We start from the raw sequence: 21,560 nt of genomic DNA, 5'->3' as shown, positions 1-21,560 counted from the left end.
CCGCCTAGCGGACCGTCCGCCTTCTGCCCCGGTCAGGCCCGGTCGGCCTCCTGGACCCGCAGCGCGCGGGCCGCGGAGTCGCGCCCCTCGATGATCGGACGGCGCAGGCCCAGGGGAGCGTCGATGTGGTCCACGAGCCACTGGTCGGCGGCTGCGACGATCCGCGGCGTCGGGGCGTCCGAGGGGAAGTACCCCTGGATCAGGCGGTTGGCGATCTCGCTGGAGCGCGAGGCCCACACGTCGTCGAGCATGGCGAAGTACGGCTCGACGTACGGGGCCACGAGCGCCTCGTCGTGCACGCGCCAGAAGCCCTGGACCACCGCGGTCACGGACTCGTTGGCCAGGGTGTCGGAGCCGACGGTCTTCTCCCACGCCTCCTGCTTGGCCTCCGGAGTCGGCAGGGCGGCACGGGCCGTGAGCGCGCGCTGGCGGCCCGAGGCGGTGTCGTCATCGGCGAGCACCGCGTCGATGCCCTCGGCATCGATGCCCCCGAGGGAGGCGAGGGAGATCACGAGGCTCCAGCGCAGATCGGTGTCGATACGCCGCCCGGGCAGCGTCACCGAGCCGTCCAGCAGACCCGACAGCGTCGCGGCGTGCTCGGCCGTGCAGGCGTGGAGTGCGAAGGCCTCGACGAACTGCAGCTGGGCGTCCGAGCCGGCCTCGGCGCCGCGGGCGAGCTCCCACAGGGCGTCGGCGGTCGCGGCGGTCCGCGCGTCCCGGTCCGCGGGGGCGGCGAAGCGGCCGGTCACGGCGCCGAGCTGCCCCAGCAGGGTGCGGATCACCGAGGACTGGTGCTCGCCGGTGATGTTGGCGAGCACGAGCTCGTGGAAGCGCCGCGAGGCCAGCTCGCCGTCGCGCACCATGTCCCAGGCCGCACCCCAGATGAGGGTCCGCGCCAGCGGGTCGTCGATGTCGCGCAGGTGCTCCATCGCGATCGCCAGCGAGGCATCGTCCAGGCGGATCTTCGCGTAGGCGAGGTCACCGTCGTTGACGAGCCACAGGTCGGCCCTCCCGCCGATCGCCTGCGGGACCTCGGTGCGCTCGCCGTCGACGTCGATCTCGTACCCCTCGGTCTGCACGAGCCGACCGTCGTCCTGCAGCGAGTAGCCGCCGACGCGCAGGCGGTGCGGGCGCAGCACCGGGTGCTCGGCCGGGGCCGTCTGCGCGATCGCGAAGGCGGTGACGGCGCCGTCGGCGTCGCGCTCGATGACGGGACACAGCGTGGTCACCCCGGCCCGCTCGAGCCACAGCGCGGACCACGGGGCCAGGTCGCGGCCGCTCGTGGCCTCGAGCTCGACCAGCAGATCCGTCAGCTCCGTGTTGGACCACGCGTGCTTGCGGAAGTAGGCGCGCAGGCCCTCGAAGAACGCGTCCTCGCCGACGTAGGCGACGAGCTGGCGCAGCACCGAGGCGCCCTTGGCGTAGGTGATGCCGTCGAAGTTCGTCTCGACGGCGTCGAGATCCACCATGTCGGCGACGATCGGGTGGGTCGACGGCAGCTGGTCCTGGTTGTACGCCCACGCCTTCTCCGACCCCGCGAAGGTGGTCCAGGCGTCCTTCCAGCGGGTGGCCTCGGCCATGCACAGCGTCGAGGCGTACTCGGCGAAGGACTCGTTGAGCCACAGATCGTCCCACCAGCGCATCGTCACGAGGTCGCCGAACCACATGTGCGCGAGCTCGTGGAGGATCGTGAGGTCGCGCCGCTCGCGGATCGCGTCGGACACCTCCGAGCGGAACACGTACTTCTCGACGTACGTGATGGCGCCGGGGTTCTCCATCGCGCCCATGTTGTACTCGGGCACGAACACCTGGTCGTACTTGGGGAACGGGAAGGCGCAGTCGAAGGCGTCCTCGTAGAAGGCGATGCCCTGCGCGGTCACGTCGATGACGTTGTCGGGATCCAGGTGCTCGACCAGCGAGGCGCGGCAGTACACGCCCATGGGGACCTCGCGGCCGTCGCGGAGGGTCACGGAGCCCTCGCCGCCGCGGTAGTCGCCCGCGATCAGCGCGGTCAGGTAGGTGGAGATGCGCTCGGTGGGCTCGAACTCCCAGGTGGCGACGCCGTCGCCGATCGCGGTCGGCTCAGGGGTGGGGGAGTTGGAGATGACGCGCCAGTGCGCGGGCGCGGTGATCGTGAACGCGAACGTCGCCTTCAGGTCGGGCTGCTCGAAGCAGGCGAACATGCGCCGGGCGTCGGAGACCTCGAACTGGGTGTACAGGTACACCTCGTCGTCGACCGGGTCGACGAAGCGGTGCAGGCCCTCGCCCGTGTTCATGTAGGCGCCGTCGGCGAGGATCCGCACCACGTTGTCGCCCTCGCGCAGCGCGGGCAGCGAGACCCGGGCGCCGTCGAAGCGGGAGGCGGGGTCGTCCAGCAGCTCGCCGTTGAGCTCGATCTCGTGGACGGCCGGGGCCAGCAGGTCCACGAACGTCGGGCGGGCCTCGCTCGACGTGAAGCGGATCGTCGACTCGGTGCGGAACGTGGTCGGGGAGCCCGTGAGGTCGAGGCGGACCTCGTAGTCGGTGGTGGACAGGAAGGACGCCCGCTCGCGGGCCTCCTCGCGCGTCAGGTTCTGGGTCTCTGGCATGGGAGCCATCATCCCACCGCGACCCGGGCCGAGCGCGCCGTTCAGCGTCGCGTCAGGTCCACATCCCACGTGTAGTGCGCGGGCAGGGCGGGAACGGTCCACCGCGGATCCGGGAAGAAGTGCTCGAATCCGGCGTTGAACGGGTACGTCCACGCCTGGATGTCGCGCACGGCGCGGCGGCCGTCGGCGCGGATCGCGTCGACCTCCTCCGGCGTGAAGTAGCCGACGCGCTCGGCGCCCTCGAGCTCGTCCTCGTCCTTGTAGTGCCAGTCGCGGCGCGGCAGCACGACGAGATCCAGCACCAGGTCCCGTGAGGCGACGCCCTCGGCGGTCCGCTCGAGCGGCGTCTCGAGGTTGACGTAGTAGCAGCCCAGCGAGCCGTCGTCCTTGTAGAACAGCCACACCGAGTAGGGGCGGTCGGGCAGGCCGATCATGAGGATCCCGTTGCCCGTCCACAGCTGCTTGGACTGGATGCGGGGCGCGGTGAACATGCCCTCGTCGCCCGCACGGCGCAGCGCCGCGCCGTTCTCGAGGACGGGCAGGAGCACCTCGGTGCCCGGGGCGATCCAGACGACGATCCCGCGATGGTCGTCGAGGACCACCGTCCCGGGGCGGACGGTGCGCGTGGGATGCTGGGTGGTGTAGTAGGTCCAGGTCACGTGGTCGCCGGGCGACCAGCGTCGCGTCTCAGGCATAGGTGTAAGTCCTGGCCGGGTAGGCCCTCGCAGGACGGCACCGGGGCCGTCCGGCCGTGCGGCCCGGTGACAGATCCTGCCCGCGAGGGGGAACGTGGATGTCCCGACCATACCCCGTGCCCGCTGAGCGGTCAGCGGGCGACGCGCGGGCCCCGCATCCGGCGCGGGCGACCTGGACGGCGCGGGCGACCTGGACGGCACGGGCGATGCGGTGGGCACAGGGCCGCTGGCGATGGGCGTGCCCGGCGGATCGGTGCGCTCAGCCGCGCTCCCAGCGGTAGCCGCCGTCGTCCTGGACGGTGCAGCGCACGGGCGTCCCGTCCTCCGCCCGGGCGGTGCGGTTCTCCTCGGCGAACGTGCAGGTGGTCCCCGCCCGCAGCCCCTCGTCGACGGGGCGGTCGCCGCCGCCCAGCGGGCCGATGACCGCGAGCGCCGTCAGCACCGCGGCGGCCACGAGCGCGAGGGCGCCGAGGATCCCCAGGCCCCGGCCGCGGCGTCGCGGACGGGGATTGCTGCGCGCCGCGGTCGACACGGTCGGGTCATCATCCGGCCACGGCGAGGGGGAGGGGTGGAGAGGAGCCGCCTGCTGTGCGGGAGGCGGGGCCGATGCCGGAGCGGGGGAGGCGAACCCCGGGGCAGAGGAGGCCGCCGAGGCCGCGGCGGGCGAGGGGAGGGCCGGCGACGGGGCTGCGGCGGCGGGACGCTCCGGGAGGGTGCGCGCACGGCCGAGGACGTCGGTGCCGGCGAGCTCGGGCGCGCCGGGTGCCAGCTCGTCGGTGTCGCGCCAGCGCGATGCCTCCGGCAGCGGCGGCAGCCGATCGGCCAGGTGCAGGGGATTGCCGTCGCGCGTGCGCATGGCGGCGCTCGCCGCGAACGGGGAGAGCCCGTCGACGATCGCCTGCGCGGAGGGACGCTGCGCGGGATCGGCGGCCAGCAGCGCCGTGATCGCGTGCGCGAGCTCCGGGCGGATCCCGCCGAGCGCCGTCTGCACCTCCGCGGCATGGGCGCCGGCGGGTCCGACGGCGACCTGCGGGGCGACGCTCTGGAGGGCCACCACGCCCGCCCCCCACATGTCCTGGGCCGGGGAGATCGCCCCGCCGCGCTCGATCTCCGGCGCCACGTAGCCCGGGGTGCCGTTGACGAAGCCCGTGGCCGTGAGCCGGTGGTCATCGCGATGCACGGCGATGCCGAAGTCGGCCAGGCCCAGGCGCGGCAGGGCATCGCCGGACGCCGACAGCAGGAGATTCGCCGGCTTGACGTCGCGGTGGATCCAGCCGCGCTCGTGGACGGCCGCGAGCCCCGAGCAGAGCTGCACGAGCAGCAGAGCGGCGAGCTCGTCGCTCAGCGCGCCGTGCTCATGGGTCAGATGCGCGAGCGTCCCGCCGTGCAGGAGGGGCATGCCGATCACGACGTACTCGTCCTCGACGACGAAGGCGTAGGGCGCCACGAGGTGCGGATGGTCGATCCGCACCGAGTTCTCGCGGGCGAAGCGCATCAGGTCCACGGAGGCCCGCTGGCGCATCACCTTCGCGGCGACGACGCGGGAATGGCGCAGATCGGCGGCTCGCCAGACCGTCCCCGAGGCTCCGCTCGAGATCACGTCGATGAGCTCGAAGCGCCCTGCGATCACGTCTCCCATAACATGGCTCATCGTAGGCCAGGGGCAGGCGACGGGCGGGGGGAACGGATGCGGAGCGTGCGACGGCACGGCGCACGGACGACGGCGGGCATCCGGGCGACGTCGGAGGCCCGGTCCACAGCCGGTGCCTTGGCCACGGCGGGTGCCCGAGCGATGGCGGGTGCCCGAGCGATGGGGGGTGCCGCTGTGGCCGCGATGCTGCTGGCGATCGGTGCGGCGCCGGCGCAGGCGCGCGGGTACGAGCCCACCGGCGACGCCGTCGAGGGCGGCACCGCGATCGCGGACGCCCCGCTGCTCGCGCCCGGCGACCACCTCGACGCCCTCGACGGGCCCGGTGACAACGCCTACTACCGGGTCGACGGGGCCGACGGACGGCGCATCTGGGCCACGGCCACGCTGTCGGCCCCCGACGGCCTCGCCCTGCCCTCCGCCAGTTCGTACGCCACGTGGGGCGTGCGCGTCGAGATCCTCGACGCCGGCGGCAGCGCGTGCACCGCCGCCTCGGACTCCAGCATCGGCGAGACCTCGAACGCGGAGCTCCCGCTGCTGGCCTGGGCCGTGACGGACCCGCTCGGCACCGACGACGCATGCGCGAGCGGGCCGATGTTCGTGCACGTCGAGCGCACCGGCGAGCTGGGGGAGGGCCAGAGCACCCCGCTCGAGCTCCACATCGCCTCCCAGCCGCCCCTCAAGGCGGCCCCCGGCGACATCCCCGCCGAGATCCTCGAGGGCGAGGGCCCGGCACCGGCCGATCCGCCGAGCCCCGAGCCCGTGGCCCTCGGCACCTCCTACGGCGCCGCGGTCCCCCTGGCGCTCGGCAGCCACGTCGTCGAGCTCGACGCCCGCACCGCCCGCTACGCGACGGTCGACGTGGCCGAGGGCCAGCGCCTGCGCTGGCGCCTCGAGGTCACCGAGGGGGATGCGGACTCGAGCACGGGGCGACAGGTCAGCGTGCGGCAGCGCAATGCGCTGCGCATGCCGGTCGCGCTCGCCGACGGCGGCGTCTACGACATCTCCGCGACCCGCGGCGGCATCGGCGGCGGAGGCACGGTCGCTCCGCTGCGCGCCCGCCATATCGGCGCCGAGGACTCCTCCATCGTGAGCACCTGGCTGTCGGGGACGCAGTACCTGCAGCTGGCGCTCGCCCCGGGGTACGCCGAGGACCCGTCCGCCCCCGACGACACCCCGGTGCGGGCCATCCTCACGATCGAGGTCGACGGCCAGGCCGAGCCGACGCCGCAGACCGCCGGCGCCGACACCGGCGACTCCCCGCTCGCGGCCCTGCCCTGGTACCGGATCACCACCGGGGCGGGCGCCCTCGCGGCGCTGACCGCCGGGCTCGGCCTGCTCGCCGTGCGGCACCTGCTGCGGCGTCGCCGGGGCTGAGAGCCGCCGGGATCGGGTGCTCGGGCTCAGGCGCTCCAGGCGCTCCATAGCCGGGCGTAGGTCCCGCCGCGCGCGACGAGCTGCGCATGCGGCCCCTCCTCGACCACGCGCCCGTCGGCCATCACGAGGATGCGGTCGGCCTCCTGCGCCTGCGACAGGCGATGGGCGACGATCACCGTCGTGCGCCCCTCCGCCGCCGCCAGCGCGGCCCGCTCGAGCACGCGTGCGCCCGAGGAGCCCTCATCGGCGGTGGCCTCGTCCATCACCAGGACCCGCGGATCCTGCAGCAGCACGCGCGCGAGCGCCACCTGCTGGGCCTGCTCCGCCGACAGCTGGTGCCCCTTCTCGCCCACTTCGGTGGCCAGGCCCAGGGGGAGAGCATCGACCCATCCGAGCGCGCCGACGCGACCGAGCGCCGCCCGCAGCTCGTCCTCGCTCGCCCCGTCGCGCGCCAGGCGCAGATCGCTCGCGAGCGTCCCGCGGAACACGTGCACATCCTGGGAGACGATGGAGGCGTGCGCCCGCACGGCCTCGAGATCGGCGTGCGCGAGGTCCGCGCCCCCGTGGAGCACCCGGCCGTGGCGCGGCAGCAGCGTCCCGGCGATGATCGCCGCGAGCGTCGACTTGCCCGCGCCCGACGCCCCGACGAGGGCGATCGTCTCGCCCGGCGTGATGCGCAGGTCCAGCGGCCGCAGCACGGTCCGCTCCGCGCCCTCGGCATCGTCCCCGTAGGCGTGGGAGACGCCATGCAGCTCGATCGAGGCGTCGCGGGGGACCTCCTCGCCGGGGGAGGCGGCAGGGTCGATGGACGTGATGACGCCGACCATCCGGGTGAGCGAGGCGGCGGCGGACTGCACGTCGTCCAGGGTGAAGATCGTCATCATCATCGGCCACAGCAACGACGTCACGTAGATGCAGGCCGCGGTGACGGTGCCCACCGACGCGCCCGCTTTATGGACCAGCACGTACCCCAGCACGAGCGACAGCGCGATCGCGATGTTCTCGGGCACGTTGATGCCCTTGACCACGCGCGTGACCAGCACTATCACGCGCATCCCGAGGACCGCGGCGGTGCGCGAGAGCACGGCCACGTGCGCGGTCTCCCGGGCCTCGAGCCCGTAGGCGTGGACCGTCGGCGAGCCGTGAATGGCCGACAGCAGACCCTGGGCGCGAGCGCCCATCGCGATGCGCTCGCGGCGGTACAGGGCACCGGAGCGCGGCAGGTACCAGCGCCCGGCCAGCACGTACAGGGGGACCACCGCCGCGACCAGCAGCAGCATCCACGGGGACAGCGACACCATCCCCACGAAGGTCAGCACCACGAAGAACGACACCTGCACCAGGGTGGGCACCACGTTGTTGACCGCGCGGGCCGTCACATCCACGTCGTCGGCCACGCGCGAGAGGGCGTCGCCGATGCCGGCCTGCTCCATCGTCTGCGCCGGCAGATCGAGCGCCCGGTCGATCACGTCCTCGCGCATCTCCGCCAGGATCCTCTGGCCCAGCGCGCTCACCTGCGCCCAGGCGAGCGCCGAGGCCACCGCCTGCAGCGCGCCGATGCCGATGATGAGAGCGCCGAGGCCCCACAGGGCGTCCCCGTCGCGCTCGCCGACGAGGGTCACCGCGTCGCCGATCAGCCGCGGCAGGACCGCCGCGAGGACGGCGGCGAGCGTGCTCGTCAGGACCATCAGCACGGTCTCGAGGGCGTGGGCCCGCAGGCGCCCGAGCATGTACCGTGCCGTGGCGCGACCGTCGGCGATCGGCAGCAGGCTCGCGTGCTCCGCGAGGCGGCGCCGCGCGGTCTCCTCGGCCGCGGGGGAGCCGGCGGCCGGGACCTCCTCGGGCCTCGTCCAGTCCTCGCGGCGCAGCGCGAGGGCGCCGAGCGCATCGTGCGCGGCATGCGTGCTCATCGCTGCACCATCTCCCGGTAGTCGTCATCGGCCATGAGGTCCTGGTGGTCGCCGTCCGCGACGACGCGGCCGTCGCGCACGTGGACGACCCGGTCGGCGCCGCGCAGCAGCGCCGGGGCGCGGGTCAGCACGAGCGTGGCCCGGTCCTCCTGGCGCCGCGCCGCCATGAGCGCCTCGGCGATGCGCTGCTCCGTGACGGCGTCGACCGCGGTGGTCGGGTCCTGCAGCACGAGCACGGGGACGTCGGAGGCGACGGCGCGGGCGAGCGCGATGCGCTGGCGCTGCCCGCCGGACAGGTTCGCGCCGCGGTCGAGGATCCGCGAGTCCAGGCCGTCGGGGAGGATCCGCAGCAGGTCCTCGGCACCGGCGGCGCGGAGGGCGGCATGCGCCCCGGCGTCGGCATCGACGGTGTCCTCCGTGCCGTCGCCGCGGGACGGGGCGGGCACGCGGGTGCCCAGCTGCTCGCGCAGCGTCCCGTCGAACAGGTCCACGGTGTGGGGCTCGACGAGCAGATCGGCCCGCAGCTCCTGCCGCGCGGCGGCATCCAGCGGTCGGGCCCCCACGTGAGCGCCCGGGGCCTCGCCCGCCAGCACCGCGATGATCGCGTCGGCGTCGACGGGGGAGGCGCAGGCGAGGCCGACGATCTCGCCGTCGGCGACGCTCACGTCGAGGCCCTGCAGGGTGCGGTGGCGGATATCGATCAGGTGCAGGCCGCCCGCGCCGGGGCGGCGGGCAGCGGTGCGCTCGGCGCCCTCGGACCCGGCGAGCTCGGTCAGGCGCTCGTCGTCGACGCTCCAGCCGAGGTCGGCCAGGAGGTCGCGCACGCGCCGGGCGGAGGTGGACATCGACGCCCACCACACCGGGACGCCCGACAGGCCCTGCAGCTGGCCCATGATCGAGCGCGTCACGCCGACGACGGCGATGAGCGTGCCCAGGGTCATCGTCCCGGCGAGGGCCGCGCGGGCCGAGATCACCACGACGGCCGCGAGCATCACCGCGGTCACCAGTGTGGTCAGGCCGCTCGAGACGCCCGAGAAGCGCGCGTTGACGAGCGCCGCGCACAGCGCCGTCCGCGAGCGCTCGCGGTAGCGGGCCCGGGCGCGGGACTGCACGCCCAGGCCTTGAAGGACCCGCAGCCCCTGGACCAGGTCGGTGGCCGTCGCGGCGGCCTCCGCGGCCTCGGACTGCTGGGCGTCGTAGCGGCGCGACAGGGCCGGGGTGACCACGCGGATCACCACGACGAGCGCGGCGATGCCGCCGAGCAGGGCGAGCCCGAGCCAGGCGTCGAGCGTCAGGAACCAGACGCCGACGCCGAGCACGACGAGGGAGGCGGGGAAGGCCCACGGGAGCATGTCGAGCACGTCGGAGGCCTTGTCGGCGTCCGACGTCGCGATCGACAGGACCTCCCCGGCCGGGCGCTCGATCCGTCGCGAGCGCGGGTCCAGCACGGCCGCCGTCGCCGTGACGCGCAGGCGGTGGCGCTCGCGCATCCGCGCTTCCTGCGTGCGCAGGAACACGAAGATCCACGCGTACATACCGGCCACGCGGACGCCGACGATCGCGAGCGCCCCCAGCAGCGTCGCGGTGAGGCTGCCGGCGACAATCCCGCGGTCGATGACGATGCCCATCGCGATGGGCACGAGGATCTCGACGCCCTCGCTGAACACCGACAGCGGCAGGATGTAGGACAGCATCCGACGGTTCGCGCGCAGGACGGAGCCCAGCACCGACGGCGCGGCCGTACGGGCATCGCGGCGCGCGTCGGCACGGGAGGAGCGGGAGGGGAAGGGCACCTGTCGATCCAACCGCTGCGGACGGGTGGGCGCAATCGCTTTTGCCGTCGGACCGGGCACAGTGTCCGGTGGCACAATGGGCGGATGACCACGACGTCTCCCGCCAGCACCGCATCCCCCACCGGCACCGTGACCGCCCCCAGCACCGTGACCCTGTTCTTCGACCCGATCTGCCCCTTCGCGTGGATGACCAGCCGCTGGCTGCTCGACGCGACGAGCCGCCGCGACACCGAGGCCCGTTTCTCCGTCATGTCGCTGGCCGTGCTCAACGAGGGCCGCGACCTGGCCCCCGACTACCGCCGCTCGATGGACGAGGCGTGGGGGCCGGCCCGCGTGGCCCTGAAGATCGAGCTCGAGCGCACGCCTGCGGAGCTCGCCGCGTTCTACACGGCCTTCGGCGAGGACTACCACGTGGGCGCCTCCGGCGACCGCCGCGCCTCGACCGAGCACGCCCTCGCGACCGCGGGCCTGCCCGCCGAGATGATCGAGGCCTACGACGCCGAGGATCTCGACGGCGCGCTGCGCGAGGCGCAGCAGCGGGTGATCGACATGGTCGGCGACGAGGTCGGCACCCCCGTCATCTCCTTCGGCGAGGGCGTCGCCTACTTCGGCCCCGTCGTCTCGCCCGCCCCCAAGGGCGAGGACGCCGACGCGCTGTTCGACGCGCTCGCGGCCGCCGCCCGCGTGCCCGGCTTCTTCGAGCTCAAGCGCTCGCGGACGAACGGCGTCGACTTATCCTGACGCCGCATGTCCTGACGTCACGTCTCCGGACGCCGCCGCGCCGGGGAGGCGTCCCCGTCCCCGCATCAGCAGCAGCGCCAGGAGCAGCACACGCACCCCGCGCCCCGACCACCGGAAGGCATCTCATGCGCGTCCACATCGGCACCGATCACGCCGGCTTCGATTTCAAGAACCGCCTCGTCGAGGCGCTCACGGCCAAGGGCCATGACGTCACCGACCACGGCGCCCACGTCCAGGACCCCCTGGACGACTACCCGCCGTTCTGCACCGCGGTGGGCGAAGCCGTCGTCGCGGAGCCCGGGTCGCTGGGGATCGTGATCGGCGGCTCCGGCAACGGTGAGCAGATCGCGGCGAACAAGGTCGCCGGGGTGCGCGCGGCGCTGGTCTGGAACGAGGACATCGCGAAGCTCGCCCGCGAGCACAACGACGCCAACGTGATCTCCGTCGGCGCCCGTCAGCACACCGAGGCCGAGCTCGAGCACCTCATCGACGTGTTCCTCGCGACGCCTTTCAGCGGCGAGGAGCGCCACCAGCGGCGCATCGACCTCGTGGCTCTCTACGAGGCGACCGGCGGGTACGATCCAGCGCCCGCGCAGGCGTGAGTCGCGTTGCAGGCGTGAATAGCAGCGCCGGTGCGAGTCGCGGCGCCGGCGCAGGCGTGAGCCGAGCGCGCTGCGGCCGCGGCGACGCGGGCCCGGACAGAGGCGGGCGCGGAGCCTCGGCCGTGTGCGCGGACGGGGCCCGGCATGCCTGAGGGCCACACGATCCACCGCCTCGCAGCGGCTTTCGACGCCGGTTTCGCGGGGCAGCGCGTCCGCCTGAGCAGCCCCCAGGGGCGCTTCGAGACGGAGGCGCGGCGCCTGGACGGCCAGGTGCTCCTGGACGTCGAGGCCGTCGGCAAGCACCTGCTGCTGGCGCTGGGCCCGGAGGCGAACCTCGACCCGCTCGCGGGATCGCCCGCCGTGTCGTTCGTGCACGTCCACCTGGGGCTCTACGGCTCGTGGACCTTCGCGGGCGATGAGGGCTTCGCGGCGGCGCACGCGATCGGCGCCCCGCGCCGCCGCGTCGGCGAGACCGAGCACGCCGTGGACGACGGGGACGCGGAGGCGGGGGACTGGCGGCGCATCGTGCCGCGCGAGACCGTGCGCCTGCGCATCACCGGCGCCCACGGGCTCGCCGACCTCACCGGCCCGACCGCCTGCGAGGTCTACGACGCCGAGCAGAGAGCCGCGCTCCTGGCGCGGCTGGGCCCGGATCCGTTGCGCGCGGACGCCGATCCCGAGCGCTTATTCGACCGCGTCCGGCGCTCCCGCACCGGCATCGGCGCCCTGCTCATGAACCAGGACGTCATCGCCGGGGTGGGCAACATCTACCGCGCCGAGGCCCTGTTCCGGGCGCGGTTGGACCCGTTCGTGCCCGGCAGGGACCTGAGCCGCGGGATGGTCGAGGGCATCTGGGAGGACCTCGTGCCGCTGCTGGCCTACGGCGCGCGCACCGGGCGGATCGTCACCACGGAGCCCGAGCACCGCGACATCGAGGCGCGGATCATCGAGCGCTCCCGCGGGACCCGGCAGAACGGCGACGAGGACCCCGGCGTCGTCCCGCGCGAGAAGTCGTTCTACGTGTACCACCGCCACACGCTGCCGTGCCGCCTGTGCGGGACGATCGTGCGCTCGGCCGACGTCGCCGGCCGCACCGTGTTCTGGTGCCCGCGGTGCCAGAGCGTCCGGACGCGCCGCGCCCCCTGGAGCAGGGAGCACGACGCGTCGGCCTGGGCGTACGCGGACTGAGGCGCGGCGGCCCGGGAGCCATCAGCGGCTGTGTCAGAGCGGGCGCTATTCGTGCGCATAGGCGCTACATCGGCCTATCGGTGCGAACAGCGCCCGCTCTGACCATGCGGCCGGGGATCAGCGCCCTCCAGCACGGTCGGTGCCGCGCCGTGCCGCGCCCCGCGGGGCCAGCGCCCACGCGAGCACGAGGGCCACGAGGATCCCCTGCAGCGGGGCGACGCCCCAGCCGTTGGCGTTGGACACCCAGGCCACCAGAGCCCCGGCCGCGTAGGGGACGAACGCCTGCCAGCGCCAGCGCTCGGTGAGCGACGCGAGCGGCGGCTGCCCCGCGCGCCAGCGGGCGATCCAGTCGCCGATCAGCACCCCGCCCAGCGGCGGGATCAGCACGCCCAGCAGGCTCAGGTAGCCCACGATGTGCTCGTGCACCCCGGTGATCGCGAGGATCGTGCCGATCACGGCGCCGCCGATCACGAACGGGCCCTTGGTGCGGGCGTTCGCGAGCTCCGCGCCCGCGACGCCGAACGCGTAGGCCGCGTCGGCGTTGGACTTCCACAGGTTCCCGAAGAGGAAGAACAGGCCCCAGCCGATCATCCCCATCTGCACCAGCAGGGTCGTGAAGTCGCCCTCCCCGAAGGCGAGGGCCGCGACGGCGCCGAAGAAGATCATCAGGCCGTTGCCGATCACGAAGCCCACCACGCAGGCCGCGACCGCGTGGCGCCCCGTGCGGGCGAAGCGCGTCCAGTTCGCCGCCTGCGAGCCCGCCGAGGCGAAGGTGCCCACGACTGTGGTCACGGCGGCGGCCCAGGTCATCGTCGCGGTCGGCCGGATCTGCAGCAGTCCCGAGATGCCGCCGACCTCCGCCAGCCCCTCCCCGGTCAGCCAGAAGGCGAGGATGAGGATCAGCGGGGTGGAGATCGCGCTGACCCAGAACATGCCCTCGTAGCCGTACAGGGCGGTGAGCATCATGAGCGCGGACACAGCGATCATCACGAGCGCCGGGGCGATCGGCCCCTCCCATCCGAGGGCCTGTGCGGTCATCGCGCCGATGGAGCCGACAGCCACGCCGTACCAGCCCACCTGGGTGCCGCCCAGCAGGATCGAGGCGAACTTCGAGCCCTGGGTGCCGAAGGCGTAGCGGGACATGACCACGGTGGTCAGGCCGGTGCGGGCGCCGAGGTAGCCGATCGCGGCCACGTAGGCGCCGAGGACGAGCGAGCCGACGGCCAGGACGACGAGGAACTCGGCGAACGGGAAGGCCGCGCCGATGGTCGCGCCCGCCATGAGGGTGGGGGCGAAGACGGTGAAGCCGAGCAGGACGATCGCGATCGACCAGAACGAGCGTCGATGGGATGCGGGAACCGGGGTGAGCGGGAAGTCGGGGTCGATGACGGCGTCGTCGACCGCCCCGTCGATCGTCGACGGGGTCGCGGTAGGGAAGCTCATCGGACGGCGGCGGGGGAGGGCGCGGTCTGCGCGGAGATCTCATCGGCCTCGACGCCGATGTCCTCGCTCCACAGCTCAGGCTTCTCGGCGATCATCCGCTCCATCAGCGCGATGCACTCGGGGTCGTCGACCACGTCGAGGCGCACCCCGCGCGAGGCAAGGAGCTCCTCGGACTGCTCGAAGGTGCGGTTCTCGCCGATCACGATGCGGGGGATCTCGTACATCAGGGCGGTGCCGGCGCACATGAGGCACGGGGACAGCGTCGTGTAGAGGACGGACTCGCGGTAGACGCTCGCGCGCAGGCGTCCCGCGCGCTCGATGGCGTCCGTCTCGCCGTGCAGGATCGCGCTGCCCTGCTGGATGCGGCGGTTGCGACCGGCGGCGAGGACCTCGCCGTCGTGGACGAGGACGGCGCCGATCGGGATGCCGCCCTCCTCCCATCCGGTGCGGGCCTGCTCGATGGCGAGGTCCAGGAAGCGGCGGTCGTCCTCGGGTGTCGGGGACCAGCTCATGGCTCGTATTCCTCTCTCTGTAGGAACGTGACGAAGCGTCGGTATGGGTGATGTGCGCGCCGCCTCGCGGGCGGTGCATGGCCGTGGCGGGCTCACGGGCCCTGGCCGGGCAGGAGTCTACGCCCGCTTCGTCCGGTCGGCCGGGACGGTGGTCACGGCGGGATGGGGCGGGGCTGCGGTGGTTCGGAAGCTGGGCCGAGGCGGGAGCGCGCGGCGGACGGGGGCGAGGCTGCGGGTGTGCATAGACGCTGGTCGCCGGCCTCCATGGGAAGTACCGCACGTATGCGCGCACTCAGGCCGTATACGGACCTATCGGTGCGTATTCGTGCGCTGCTGCCCACCGCGCCCTGATGCACGGGGTCGCCGAGCCGGTCATGGAAGGGGCGGCCGGCTCCGGACGGGGCCCAGTACCCTGACCGGGTGCCTGAGATGAACGCCCCTGTGCCGAATACCCCAGTGCCGAACGCCCCCAGGCCGAGTGCCGCTGCGGCGGGCACCCCTGTGCCGAGCGTGCCTGAGCCGGGCGCCGCGGCCGCCCCTGCGGCCGCGGGGACGGAGCCCTGGACGCTGCGCGTCGCCCTTCTGGCCGAGCTCGACGCCCCGACCTTCTACCGGATCGCCGCGCTGCGCGAGGCCGTGTTCTGCATCGAGCAGGGCGCGACCGACGCGGACCTCGACGGCCGGGAGCTGGAGGATGGCACCCGTCTGGTGTGGTTCGAGGACGCCGCGGGGGAGGTGGTGGCCCAGGCCCGCGTGCTCGTGGACGACGGGGCGATGCGCATCGGCCGCCTGGTGGTGCGCGCCGACCATCGCCGCGACGGGCTGGGGCGCCGCACGATGCTGGCCGCGCTCGACGTCTGCGCCGAGCTCGCGCCCGAGCTGGACGTGCACATCGACGCCCAGGCCCACCTCGAGGACTGGTACGCCTCGATGGGATACCGGACCGTCGGTGGGGAGTTCCTGGAGGCGGGGATCCCGCACGTGCCGATGGTGCGTCCGGCAGGAGTCTGAGCCGTCACGGCTGCGAGTTCTGGTCAGAAGCGGCCGCTATCCGTGCCTGTTAACGGCAACGAGTGACCAGAACGTCGCGCTGGGGCCGTCAGGCGCGGGGCGCGGCCGCCTCGATCGCCGCGGCGATGTCCGCGCGCTGGAAGTAGGCGGCGGTGTCGCGGGCGCTGGGCGTGCCGAGGTCCGGATCGGCGCCGGCGGCCAGGAGGGCATCGGCCACCTCGGTGAAGCCCTTGAACGCGGCGCCGGCCAGCGGCGACTGCCCGCGGTCGTTGAGGGCGTCGACGTCCGCGCCGCGGCGCGCGAGCTCGGTGACCAGCTGCGCGTGGCCGTGGTAGGCGGCCAGCATCAGCAGCGAGTTGCCCTCGGCGTCCCGCAGCGAAGCAGGCGCGCCCGCGTCGACGTAGGGGAGCACCCCGTCGGCGTTCCCGGCGCGGCAGGCGTCGAACAGGGAGCGGGCCAGGTCGAGGGTCTGGGCGTCGGGGCCGTCGACATCAGGGGCATCAGCCGCAGGGGCGGCGACGTGGAGGGTCTCGGCGTCGGGGCCGTCGGCTGCGGGGGAGCCGACCGCCGGAGCGGCGTCAGAGGCGTCGGCGTCAGGGGAGCCGACCACTGGGCCGTCGGCCACAAGACCGTCGGCTACAAGACCGTCGGGCACAGGGCCGTCGGACACAGGGGCGGCGGGCGGGGCGTTCTCGGGCTGCGGGGTCGAAGAGGTCATGCCCCCAGGCTAGGACGGACAGGGCCCAGGCATCAGCCGAGCATCAGCCCAGCCAGGCCCGCGCGACCCACGGCCACACCAGCAGCACTGCTCCGACCAGCAGCCCGAGGGCGTCGGCGGGCCCGAGCGTGCTCGGCTCGGCCCAGGTGCGCCGGTGCGCATGGGTGAAGCCCCGGGCATCCATCGCGCTCGAGCGCACCGCGGCCGAGCGCAGTGACGTCACCAGCATCGCCACGGTCGCCGAGGCGTACGGCGACAGCGACCACCGCGGCGCCAGTCCGCGGAGGGCACGGGCCTCCATGAGGATCCGCCAGGTCCTCCGCAGCGTCTCGAGCTGCGACAGCCCGGCCATGATGCCCACGACGAGCCGGGCGGGAAGGCGAGCGATCTGCCCCAGCGCGTCCCCGAGGCGCGGCGCGTCGAGACCGCCGAGCAGGAGGGCCCCGGGCAGGACGAGAGCCCCGATGCGCAGCGCCTCCTTCGCACCGAGCGTCCAGCCGACGGGGTTCGTGATCCCGTGGCCCGACAGCAGCACGACCGACCAGGCGACCGTCGCCATCGCGAGGGCGGTCGGCAGCGCCCGGACCAGGGCCGCCCGCCACGAGCCGATCGCCAGCGGCGCCAGCGCCAGGATCGGCACGAAGACGGCGAGTCCCGTGCGCGGGGAGTCGATCGCGAAGGAGCCGATCATCGCGAGCAGGCCGATGAGCAGCATCGTCAGCTGGTTCATCCGCTCCGACGGCGCTCGCCGTCGCCGCGTCCGGGCCGGCCGCGGGGCGGGTCCGCGCTCGAGGTCGAGGCGCTGATCGGCGCGCTCGGCCAGGTGCTCGTCATGGGTGGAGACGAGGACCGCGCAGCCCTCGGCGCGCGCGGCGTCCACGAGCGCGAGGACCGCGTCGCGGCGGGGCGCATCCAGGCCTCCGGTGGGCTCGTCCAGCACGAGCAGGGACGGACGGGTCGCGAGCGCCGCGGCGACCGCGAGGCGCCGCTGCTCCCCTCCCGAGAGCGCGAAGGGGCTCGCCCCGGCCAGCGCCGCGAGGTCCGTGGACTCCAGGAGCTCCTCGCCGAGCTGCGGGTCCGTCGCCCAGGGGGAGGCGAGCACCTCCTCGCGCACGGTCGCGGCGACGAAGGAGTGCTCCGGGTTCTGCGGGACCCACGCGATGGCCTCGGCGGCGGGGCGCGCGATCGTCCCTGCGAGCACGTCGTCCAGGCCGAGGACGGCGCGCAGGAGCGTCGTCTTGCCCGCGCCGCTGGGGCCGGTCAGCGCGATCAGCTCGCCCGGGCGCGCCGCGAGCGTCAGCCCCTCGTGCAGCGCCCGGCCGGACCCGTCGGGGTGGGCGAGGGCGACGTCGTCGAGCACGAGGACGGGCGGTCCGCCATCGGTGCGCGCAGGAGCGTCCCGGTCACCGGCTGGCGTGGCGCCCGAAGGAACGCCCCGCGTGCTGTCCGGCATCGCGCCCGCAGGAGCGGCCACGTCACTCGCCGGTGCCGGCACGGCGTCCGCGTCGATCCGCAGGCCCGCCGCCTCGATCGCCGCGGCGTCCCGGGCGAGCACCTCGTGCGGGGGCCCGTCGGCGATGATCCGGGCCCGGGGGCCCAGCACGATCAGCCGGTCGGCTAGGTCCAGCCACGGGCCGAGGTGGTGCTCGGCGATCACGAGGGTGCGGCCCGGCGCGGCGGCGGCGACCTCGGCGCGGACGGCGCGGGCGCTCTCCGCATCGAGCATCGCGACGGGCTCATCGAGCAGGAGGACGTCCGCGCCCAGCGCCAGGGCGCCCGCGAGCGACACCCGCTGCAGCTGCCCGCCGGAGGTCTCGAAGGTGCCCGCCGCGAGCGGGACGTCGGGGACCAGGGCCCCGTGGACCTCGCCTATGCGGGCATGGATTCCGGCCCGGGGGAGGGCCAGGTTCTCCGGCCCGAAGGCGATGTCGCGGGCGACGGTGGAGGCGACCACGGAGTCCTCCGGCTGCTGCAGCACGAGCGGCCTCAGATCCGGCCCCGTGATCGATCCGGAGAGCTCCCCGGCCTGCGGGTCCAGCAGGCCCGCGAGCGCCAGCAGCACCGTCGACTTGCCCGAGCCGCTCGCGCCGGCGAGCAGGGTCGTCGTCCCGGGCTCGAGGCGCAGGCTGAGGCCGTCGATCGTGGGGAGGCGCCGCCCGACGGGACGCCACGTGACATCGACCAGCTCGAGGGCGCCCGGCGCACGATCGGCAGGCGCGACCGCGTGTGCGCTGTCAGGCGACTCCGCGTGTGCGCTGTCAGGCGACGCCGTGCGTCCATCGGCAGACGACGCCGGGTGCGCACCAGCGGGCGACTCCACGGGCGACTCCACGGGCGCGCCGTCGGGCGGCGCCGCGGTCACACGAGCTCCCGCGCGGCCCTCTCGCGGCCGATCGGGAAGGCGTCGAGCACGCCGGTGCGGGCCAGCAGGCGGGCCAGCGGCAGGCAGAGGAGCGGCGACAGCACGACGCCCGAGACGACCATGATCGCCAGGTACGCCAGCTTCCAGTCCATCGCCCACTCCATGGCGCTCGTGCCGAAGGCCTCGTAGACCCACTCGATCGCGCTGGCGCAGGCCCCGGCCACGGCGAGGGCGAGGACGCCGGAGCGACGGTAGGCGAACAGGGCGAGTCCGAGCTCGACGCCGAGGCCCTGGGCGAGCCCCGAGATCATGGTGGTCCAGCCCCACTGCCCGCCGAGCATCATCTCGACGAAGGCGGCGATGAGCTCCGCGAGCAGAGCTGCGCCGGGCTTGCGGACGATGAGCCCGGCCAGGATCGCGGGCAGGAACCACAGCCCGGCCAGCAGGCCGGAGGCCGGGGCGAAGGCGGCCGTCAGCGGCTCGATCGGGTAGTAGGCGTAGCTGAGGCCGAGGAACACGACGCCCATGGCCACGCCGATCGTGACTGTGACCAGCAGGTCGATCGTCCGCCAGGTGCGCCGCGGGGGCGCGGTCGTCGCGCCGTCGGCTGCCCCGGGGGCCGTGCCCGTACCCGGGGCGGCCCCTCGGGTCGTCGCACTGTCGTGCTGCGTCATCGTGAGCTCCTTCCGTCGATGGAAGGGTCGTGGCGTCCCCTCGCGCGGGCAGAGCCCTGCCGCGACGGCACGCCACGAGAGATGTCCCGACTCCCTCCGCCGGTATTGACCGGATCAGGTTCGAGGGTCTGCGCCTGTGCGCACTCTCAGCACCCCGTGGTGCTCCCCTGTCAGTGGATGACGCCCGCGAGCCTACCCGCAGGCAGGCGCCGATGCGATGCGGTCGCACCGGGCGCGGGGCCCGGTGCGACCTGGGTCACTGCTGCGACGTGGCCTCCGGCGGGTCACCAGATGCGCACGCGCTCCGTCGGCGGCAGGAACATGGCGTCGCCGTCGCGCACGTCGAAGGCCTCGTAGAAGGCGTCGATGTGGCGCGGCGGCATGTTGCAGCGGAACTCGGCGGGGGAGTGCGGGTCGGTGGCCAGGCGCCGCACGGACTCCTGGGGGCGGTTCTTGCCGCGCCACACGGTGGCCCAGGACCAGAAGAGGCGCTGCAGGCCCGTCATGCCCTCGATCACCGGGGGCTCGGAGTCGGCGAAGCGGGCGAGGTAGGCGGCCACGGCGATCGACAGGCCGCCCAGGTCGCCGATGTTCTCGCCGATCGTCAGGCCCCCGGAGACGCGGTGGGTATCATCGAGCTCGCGCGGGGACAGCTGGGAGAACTGGGCGATGAGCGCGCCCGTGCGGCGCTCGAACTCCTCGCGGTCCTCGGCGGTCCACCACGAGCGCAGCGCGCCGTCGCCGTCGTACTTGGAGCCCTGGTCGTCGAAGCCGTGGCCGATCTCGTGGCCGATGACCGCGCCGATGCCGCCGAAGTTGACGGCGTCCTCGGCCTCCGCGTCGAAGAACGGCGGCTGCAGGATCGCGGCGGGGAACACGATCTCGTTGGCGCCCGGGTTGTAGTACGCGTTGACGGTCTGCGGGGTCATGTGCCACTCGCCGCGGTCGACAGGGCCGGCGGCCTTGGCGAACTCGTGGGCGGCGTCGTGCAGGCGGGAGGCGCGCACGCTCGCCACGAGGTCGGTCTCGTCGATCTCGAGGCCTTCGTACTCGCGCCACTGCTCCGGGTAGCCGACCTTGGGCGTGAACTTCTCGAGCTTCTCGAGGGCCTTGGCGCGGGTGGCCGGGGTCATCCAGTCGAGCTCGGAGATCGAGGCGCGGTAGGCGTCCAGCAGCGCGGCGACCAGCTCGTCCATGCGCTCCTTGTGGGTGGGCGGGAAGTGGCGCTCGACGTAGCTGCGGCCGACGTCGAAGCCGACGACGCCCTCGACGAAGGCGACGCCGCGCTTCCAGCGCTCGCGCAGCTCCTCGGCGCCGGAGAGCACGCGCCCGGTGAAGTCGAACTCGGCCTCGACGAGGTCCGAGGACAGGTACGGCGCGTACGCGGAGACCGTGCGGATCGCCAGCCAGGTGCGCAGCGTCTCGAGGGGCTCGGCGGCGAGCAGCGGGCCCGCCTTCTCGAGGAACTCGGGCTGGCCGACGTTGACGGTGGCGAACAGGGCGGCGTCGGCGCCGGTGCCCTCGATGTAGGCGTCCCAGTCCAGCCCGGGGGCCGCGGCGTCCAGGGCGGCGCGATCCATCGGGTTGGAGGACTTCTCGGCGTCGCGCAGCCGCACGACGTCCACGTGCGCCTGGGCCAGGCGGGTCTCGAAGTCCAGGACGGCGCGCGCCCGGGCGTCGTCGTCGCCCGCGACGAGGCCCTCGAGCTCGGCGAGGCGCGCGAGGGAGGACAGGCGCGCGAGGTGCTTCTCGTAGGCCTCCCGGATCTCGCCGTAGGCCTCCTCGCGGTAGTAGGACTCGTCGGGCAGGCCCAGGCCGCCCTGGTGCAGGCGCACCTGGTAGCGGTCGGGATCGTGGTCGTCGGTCCACACGTAGGCGAGGACCGCGGAGGCGCCGGAGTCGGGGCGCGCCATGAGGCGCACGACGGCGGAGAGGTCCGGTGCGGCGGCGACCTCGGCGAGCAGCGGGCGCAGCGGCTCGATGCCGGCGGCCTCGATCCGCTCGGTGTCCATGAACGCGCGGTACAGGGCGCCGATGCGCGCCTGCGGGGTGCCGGGCTCGGCGTCGGCGGCGGCCGCCTCCTCGACGATTTCGCGCACGCGCTCCTCGGAGAGGTCGCGGAGGCGGCGGAACTCGCCGTCGCTCGAGCGGTCCCCGGGGATCTGATGGTCGCGTAGCCAGGCGCCGTTGACGTGGCCGAAGAGGTCGTCCTGGAGGCGGACGGCGGGGTCCACCTGCGAGCGGTCGACGCCGGCGGCGATGGGGGAGACGGTCATGGGGGGCCTTTCGAGAGGGGCG

16 protein-coding genes and 1 riboswitch are annotated in these 21,560 nt (G+C 74.0%); of the genes, 5 read left to right on the top strand and 11 right to left on the bottom strand.

Features of this window, described 5'->3' with window-relative positions; all coding sequences use genetic code 11:
* Positions 1–32: 32 nt before the first annotated feature.
* The 3 genes from pepN to FM110_RS13945 all read right to left on the bottom strand — a co-directional run bounded on the left by pepN (position 33) and on the right by FM110_RS13945 (position 4,922).
* Positions 33–2,588, bottom strand: a complete 2,556-nt coding sequence (gene pepN / locus FM110_RS12115) for an aminopeptidase N (RefSeq protein WP_200810240.1) — start codon at positions 2,586–2,588, stop codon at positions 33–35.
* A 41-nt stretch (positions 2,589–2,629) separates the two neighbouring features.
* Entirely contained in the window at positions 2,630–3,283 is a 654-nt protein-coding gene (locus FM110_RS12110; protein WP_159458082.1) for a DUF402 domain-containing protein, read from the bottom strand.
* A 259-nt stretch (positions 3,284–3,542) separates the two neighbouring features.
* Positions 3,543–4,922 carry a serine/threonine-protein kinase gene (locus FM110_RS13945; RefSeq protein ID WP_159458081.1) on the bottom strand — a complete coding sequence of 460 codons (1,380 nt, stop codon included), beginning with the start codon at positions 4,920–4,922 and terminating at the stop codon, positions 3,543–3,545.
* 171 nt (positions 4,923–5,093) lie between these two features.
* On the opposite strand from FM110_RS13945, the gene FM110_RS13940 reads away from it, so the two are divergent.
* Positions 5,094–6,308 carry a hypothetical protein gene (locus tag FM110_RS13940; RefSeq protein ID WP_143276388.1) on the top strand — a complete coding sequence of 405 codons (1,215 nt, stop codon included), beginning with the start codon at positions 5,094–5,096 and terminating at the stop codon, positions 6,306–6,308.
* Positions 6,309–6,334: 26 nt separating this feature from the next.
* Here FM110_RS13940 and FM110_RS12100 read toward each other — a convergent pair whose 3' ends face one another.
* Together FM110_RS12100 and FM110_RS12095 are read right to left on the bottom strand one after the other, a co-directional pair.
* The gene (locus tag FM110_RS12100; protein ID WP_087105003.1) at positions 6,335–8,218 is read right to left on the bottom strand and encodes an ABC transporter ATP-binding protein; all 1,884 of its coding nucleotides are present in this window, start codon (positions 8,216–8,218) and stop codon (positions 6,335–6,337) included.
* Positions 8,215–10,011, bottom strand: coding sequence for an ABC transporter transmembrane domain-containing protein (locus FM110_RS12095; protein WP_234992445.1), 1,797 nt, complete (start codon positions 10,009–10,011; stop codon positions 8,215–8,217). Before FM110_RS12095 ends, FM110_RS12100 begins: the two co-directional genes overlap by 4 nt.
* A gap of 84 nt (positions 10,012–10,095) precedes the next feature.
* Between FM110_RS12095 and FM110_RS12090 the strand changes: the two genes are divergently transcribed.
* The 3 genes from FM110_RS12090 to FM110_RS12080 all read left to right on the top strand — a co-directional run bounded on the left by FM110_RS12090 (position 10,096) and on the right by FM110_RS12080 (position 12,542).
* A complete protein-coding gene (locus tag FM110_RS12090) occupies positions 10,096–10,752 on the top strand; it encodes a mycothiol-dependent nitroreductase Rv2466c family protein (RefSeq protein WP_159458080.1) in 657 nt (218 codons plus the stop codon).
* Positions 10,753–10,877: 125 nt separating this feature from the next.
* Complete coding sequence (locus tag FM110_RS12085) at positions 10,878–11,354, top strand: ribose-5-phosphate isomerase (RefSeq protein ID WP_087105002.1); 477 nt, start codon at positions 10,878–10,880, stop codon at positions 11,352–11,354.
* Positions 11,355–11,498: 144 nt separating this feature from the next.
* Positions 11,499–12,542: an Fpg/Nei family DNA glycosylase gene (locus FM110_RS12080; protein ID WP_087105001.1), complete on the top strand. Its 1,044-nt coding sequence runs from the start codon at positions 11,499–11,501 to the stop codon at positions 12,540–12,542.
* Between the two features lie 117 nt (positions 12,543–12,659).
* Here FM110_RS12080 and codB read toward each other — a convergent pair whose 3' ends face one another.
* Positions 12,660–13,985, bottom strand: a complete 1,326-nt coding sequence (codB, locus tag FM110_RS12075; protein ID WP_087105000.1) for a cytosine permease — start codon at positions 13,983–13,985, stop codon at positions 12,660–12,662.
* Complete coding sequence (locus FM110_RS12070; RefSeq protein WP_087104999.1) at positions 13,982–14,497, bottom strand: nucleoside deaminase; 516 nt, start codon at positions 14,495–14,497, stop codon at positions 13,982–13,984. The genes codB and FM110_RS12070 overlap by 4 nt, the downstream gene beginning before the upstream one ends.
* Before the next feature lie 510 nt (positions 14,498–15,007).
* On the opposite strand from FM110_RS12070, the gene FM110_RS12065 reads away from it, so the two are divergent.
* On the top strand, positions 15,008–15,508 hold the full coding sequence (locus FM110_RS12065) for a GNAT family N-acetyltransferase (protein ID WP_234992444.1): 501 nt from the start codon (positions 15,008–15,010) through the stop codon (positions 15,506–15,508).
* Positions 15,509–15,596: 88 nt separating this feature from the next.
* Here FM110_RS12065 and FM110_RS14965 read toward each other — a convergent pair whose 3' ends face one another.
* From FM110_RS14965 to FM110_RS12045, 4 genes are all read right to left on the bottom strand, one after another.
* A complete protein-coding gene (locus tag FM110_RS14965) occupies positions 15,597–16,226 on the bottom strand; it encodes an ankyrin repeat domain-containing protein (protein WP_087104997.1) in 630 nt (209 codons plus the stop codon).
* 43 nt (positions 16,227–16,269) lie between these two features.
* The gene (locus tag FM110_RS12055; RefSeq protein WP_234992438.1) at positions 16,270–18,546 is read right to left on the bottom strand and encodes an ATP-binding cassette domain-containing protein; all 2,277 of its coding nucleotides are present in this window, start codon (positions 18,544–18,546) and stop codon (positions 16,270–16,272) included.
* A 38-nt stretch (positions 18,547–18,584) separates the two neighbouring features.
* On the bottom strand, positions 18,585–19,262 hold the full coding sequence (locus FM110_RS12050) for an ECF transporter S component (protein ID WP_087104996.1): 678 nt from the start codon (positions 19,260–19,262) through the stop codon (positions 18,585–18,587).
* Positions 19,263–19,336: 74 nt separating this feature from the next.
* Positions 19,337–19,441, bottom strand: a riboswitch (TPP riboswitch).
* Between the two features lie 105 nt (positions 19,442–19,546).
* Positions 19,547–21,538, bottom strand: coding sequence for a M13 family metallopeptidase (locus FM110_RS12045; RefSeq protein WP_087104995.1), 1,992 nt, complete (start codon positions 21,536–21,538; stop codon positions 19,547–19,549).
* Positions 21,539–21,560 lie beyond the last annotated feature (22 nt).

The organism is Brachybacterium nesterenkovii, assembly GCF_900163655.1.
Lineage (GTDB): Bacteria > Actinomycetota > Actinomycetes > Actinomycetales > Dermabacteraceae > Brachybacterium > Brachybacterium nesterenkovii.
The sequence above is the reverse complement of the archived record's forward strand: the minus strand, read 5'-3'. Positions and strand labels throughout refer to the sequence as shown.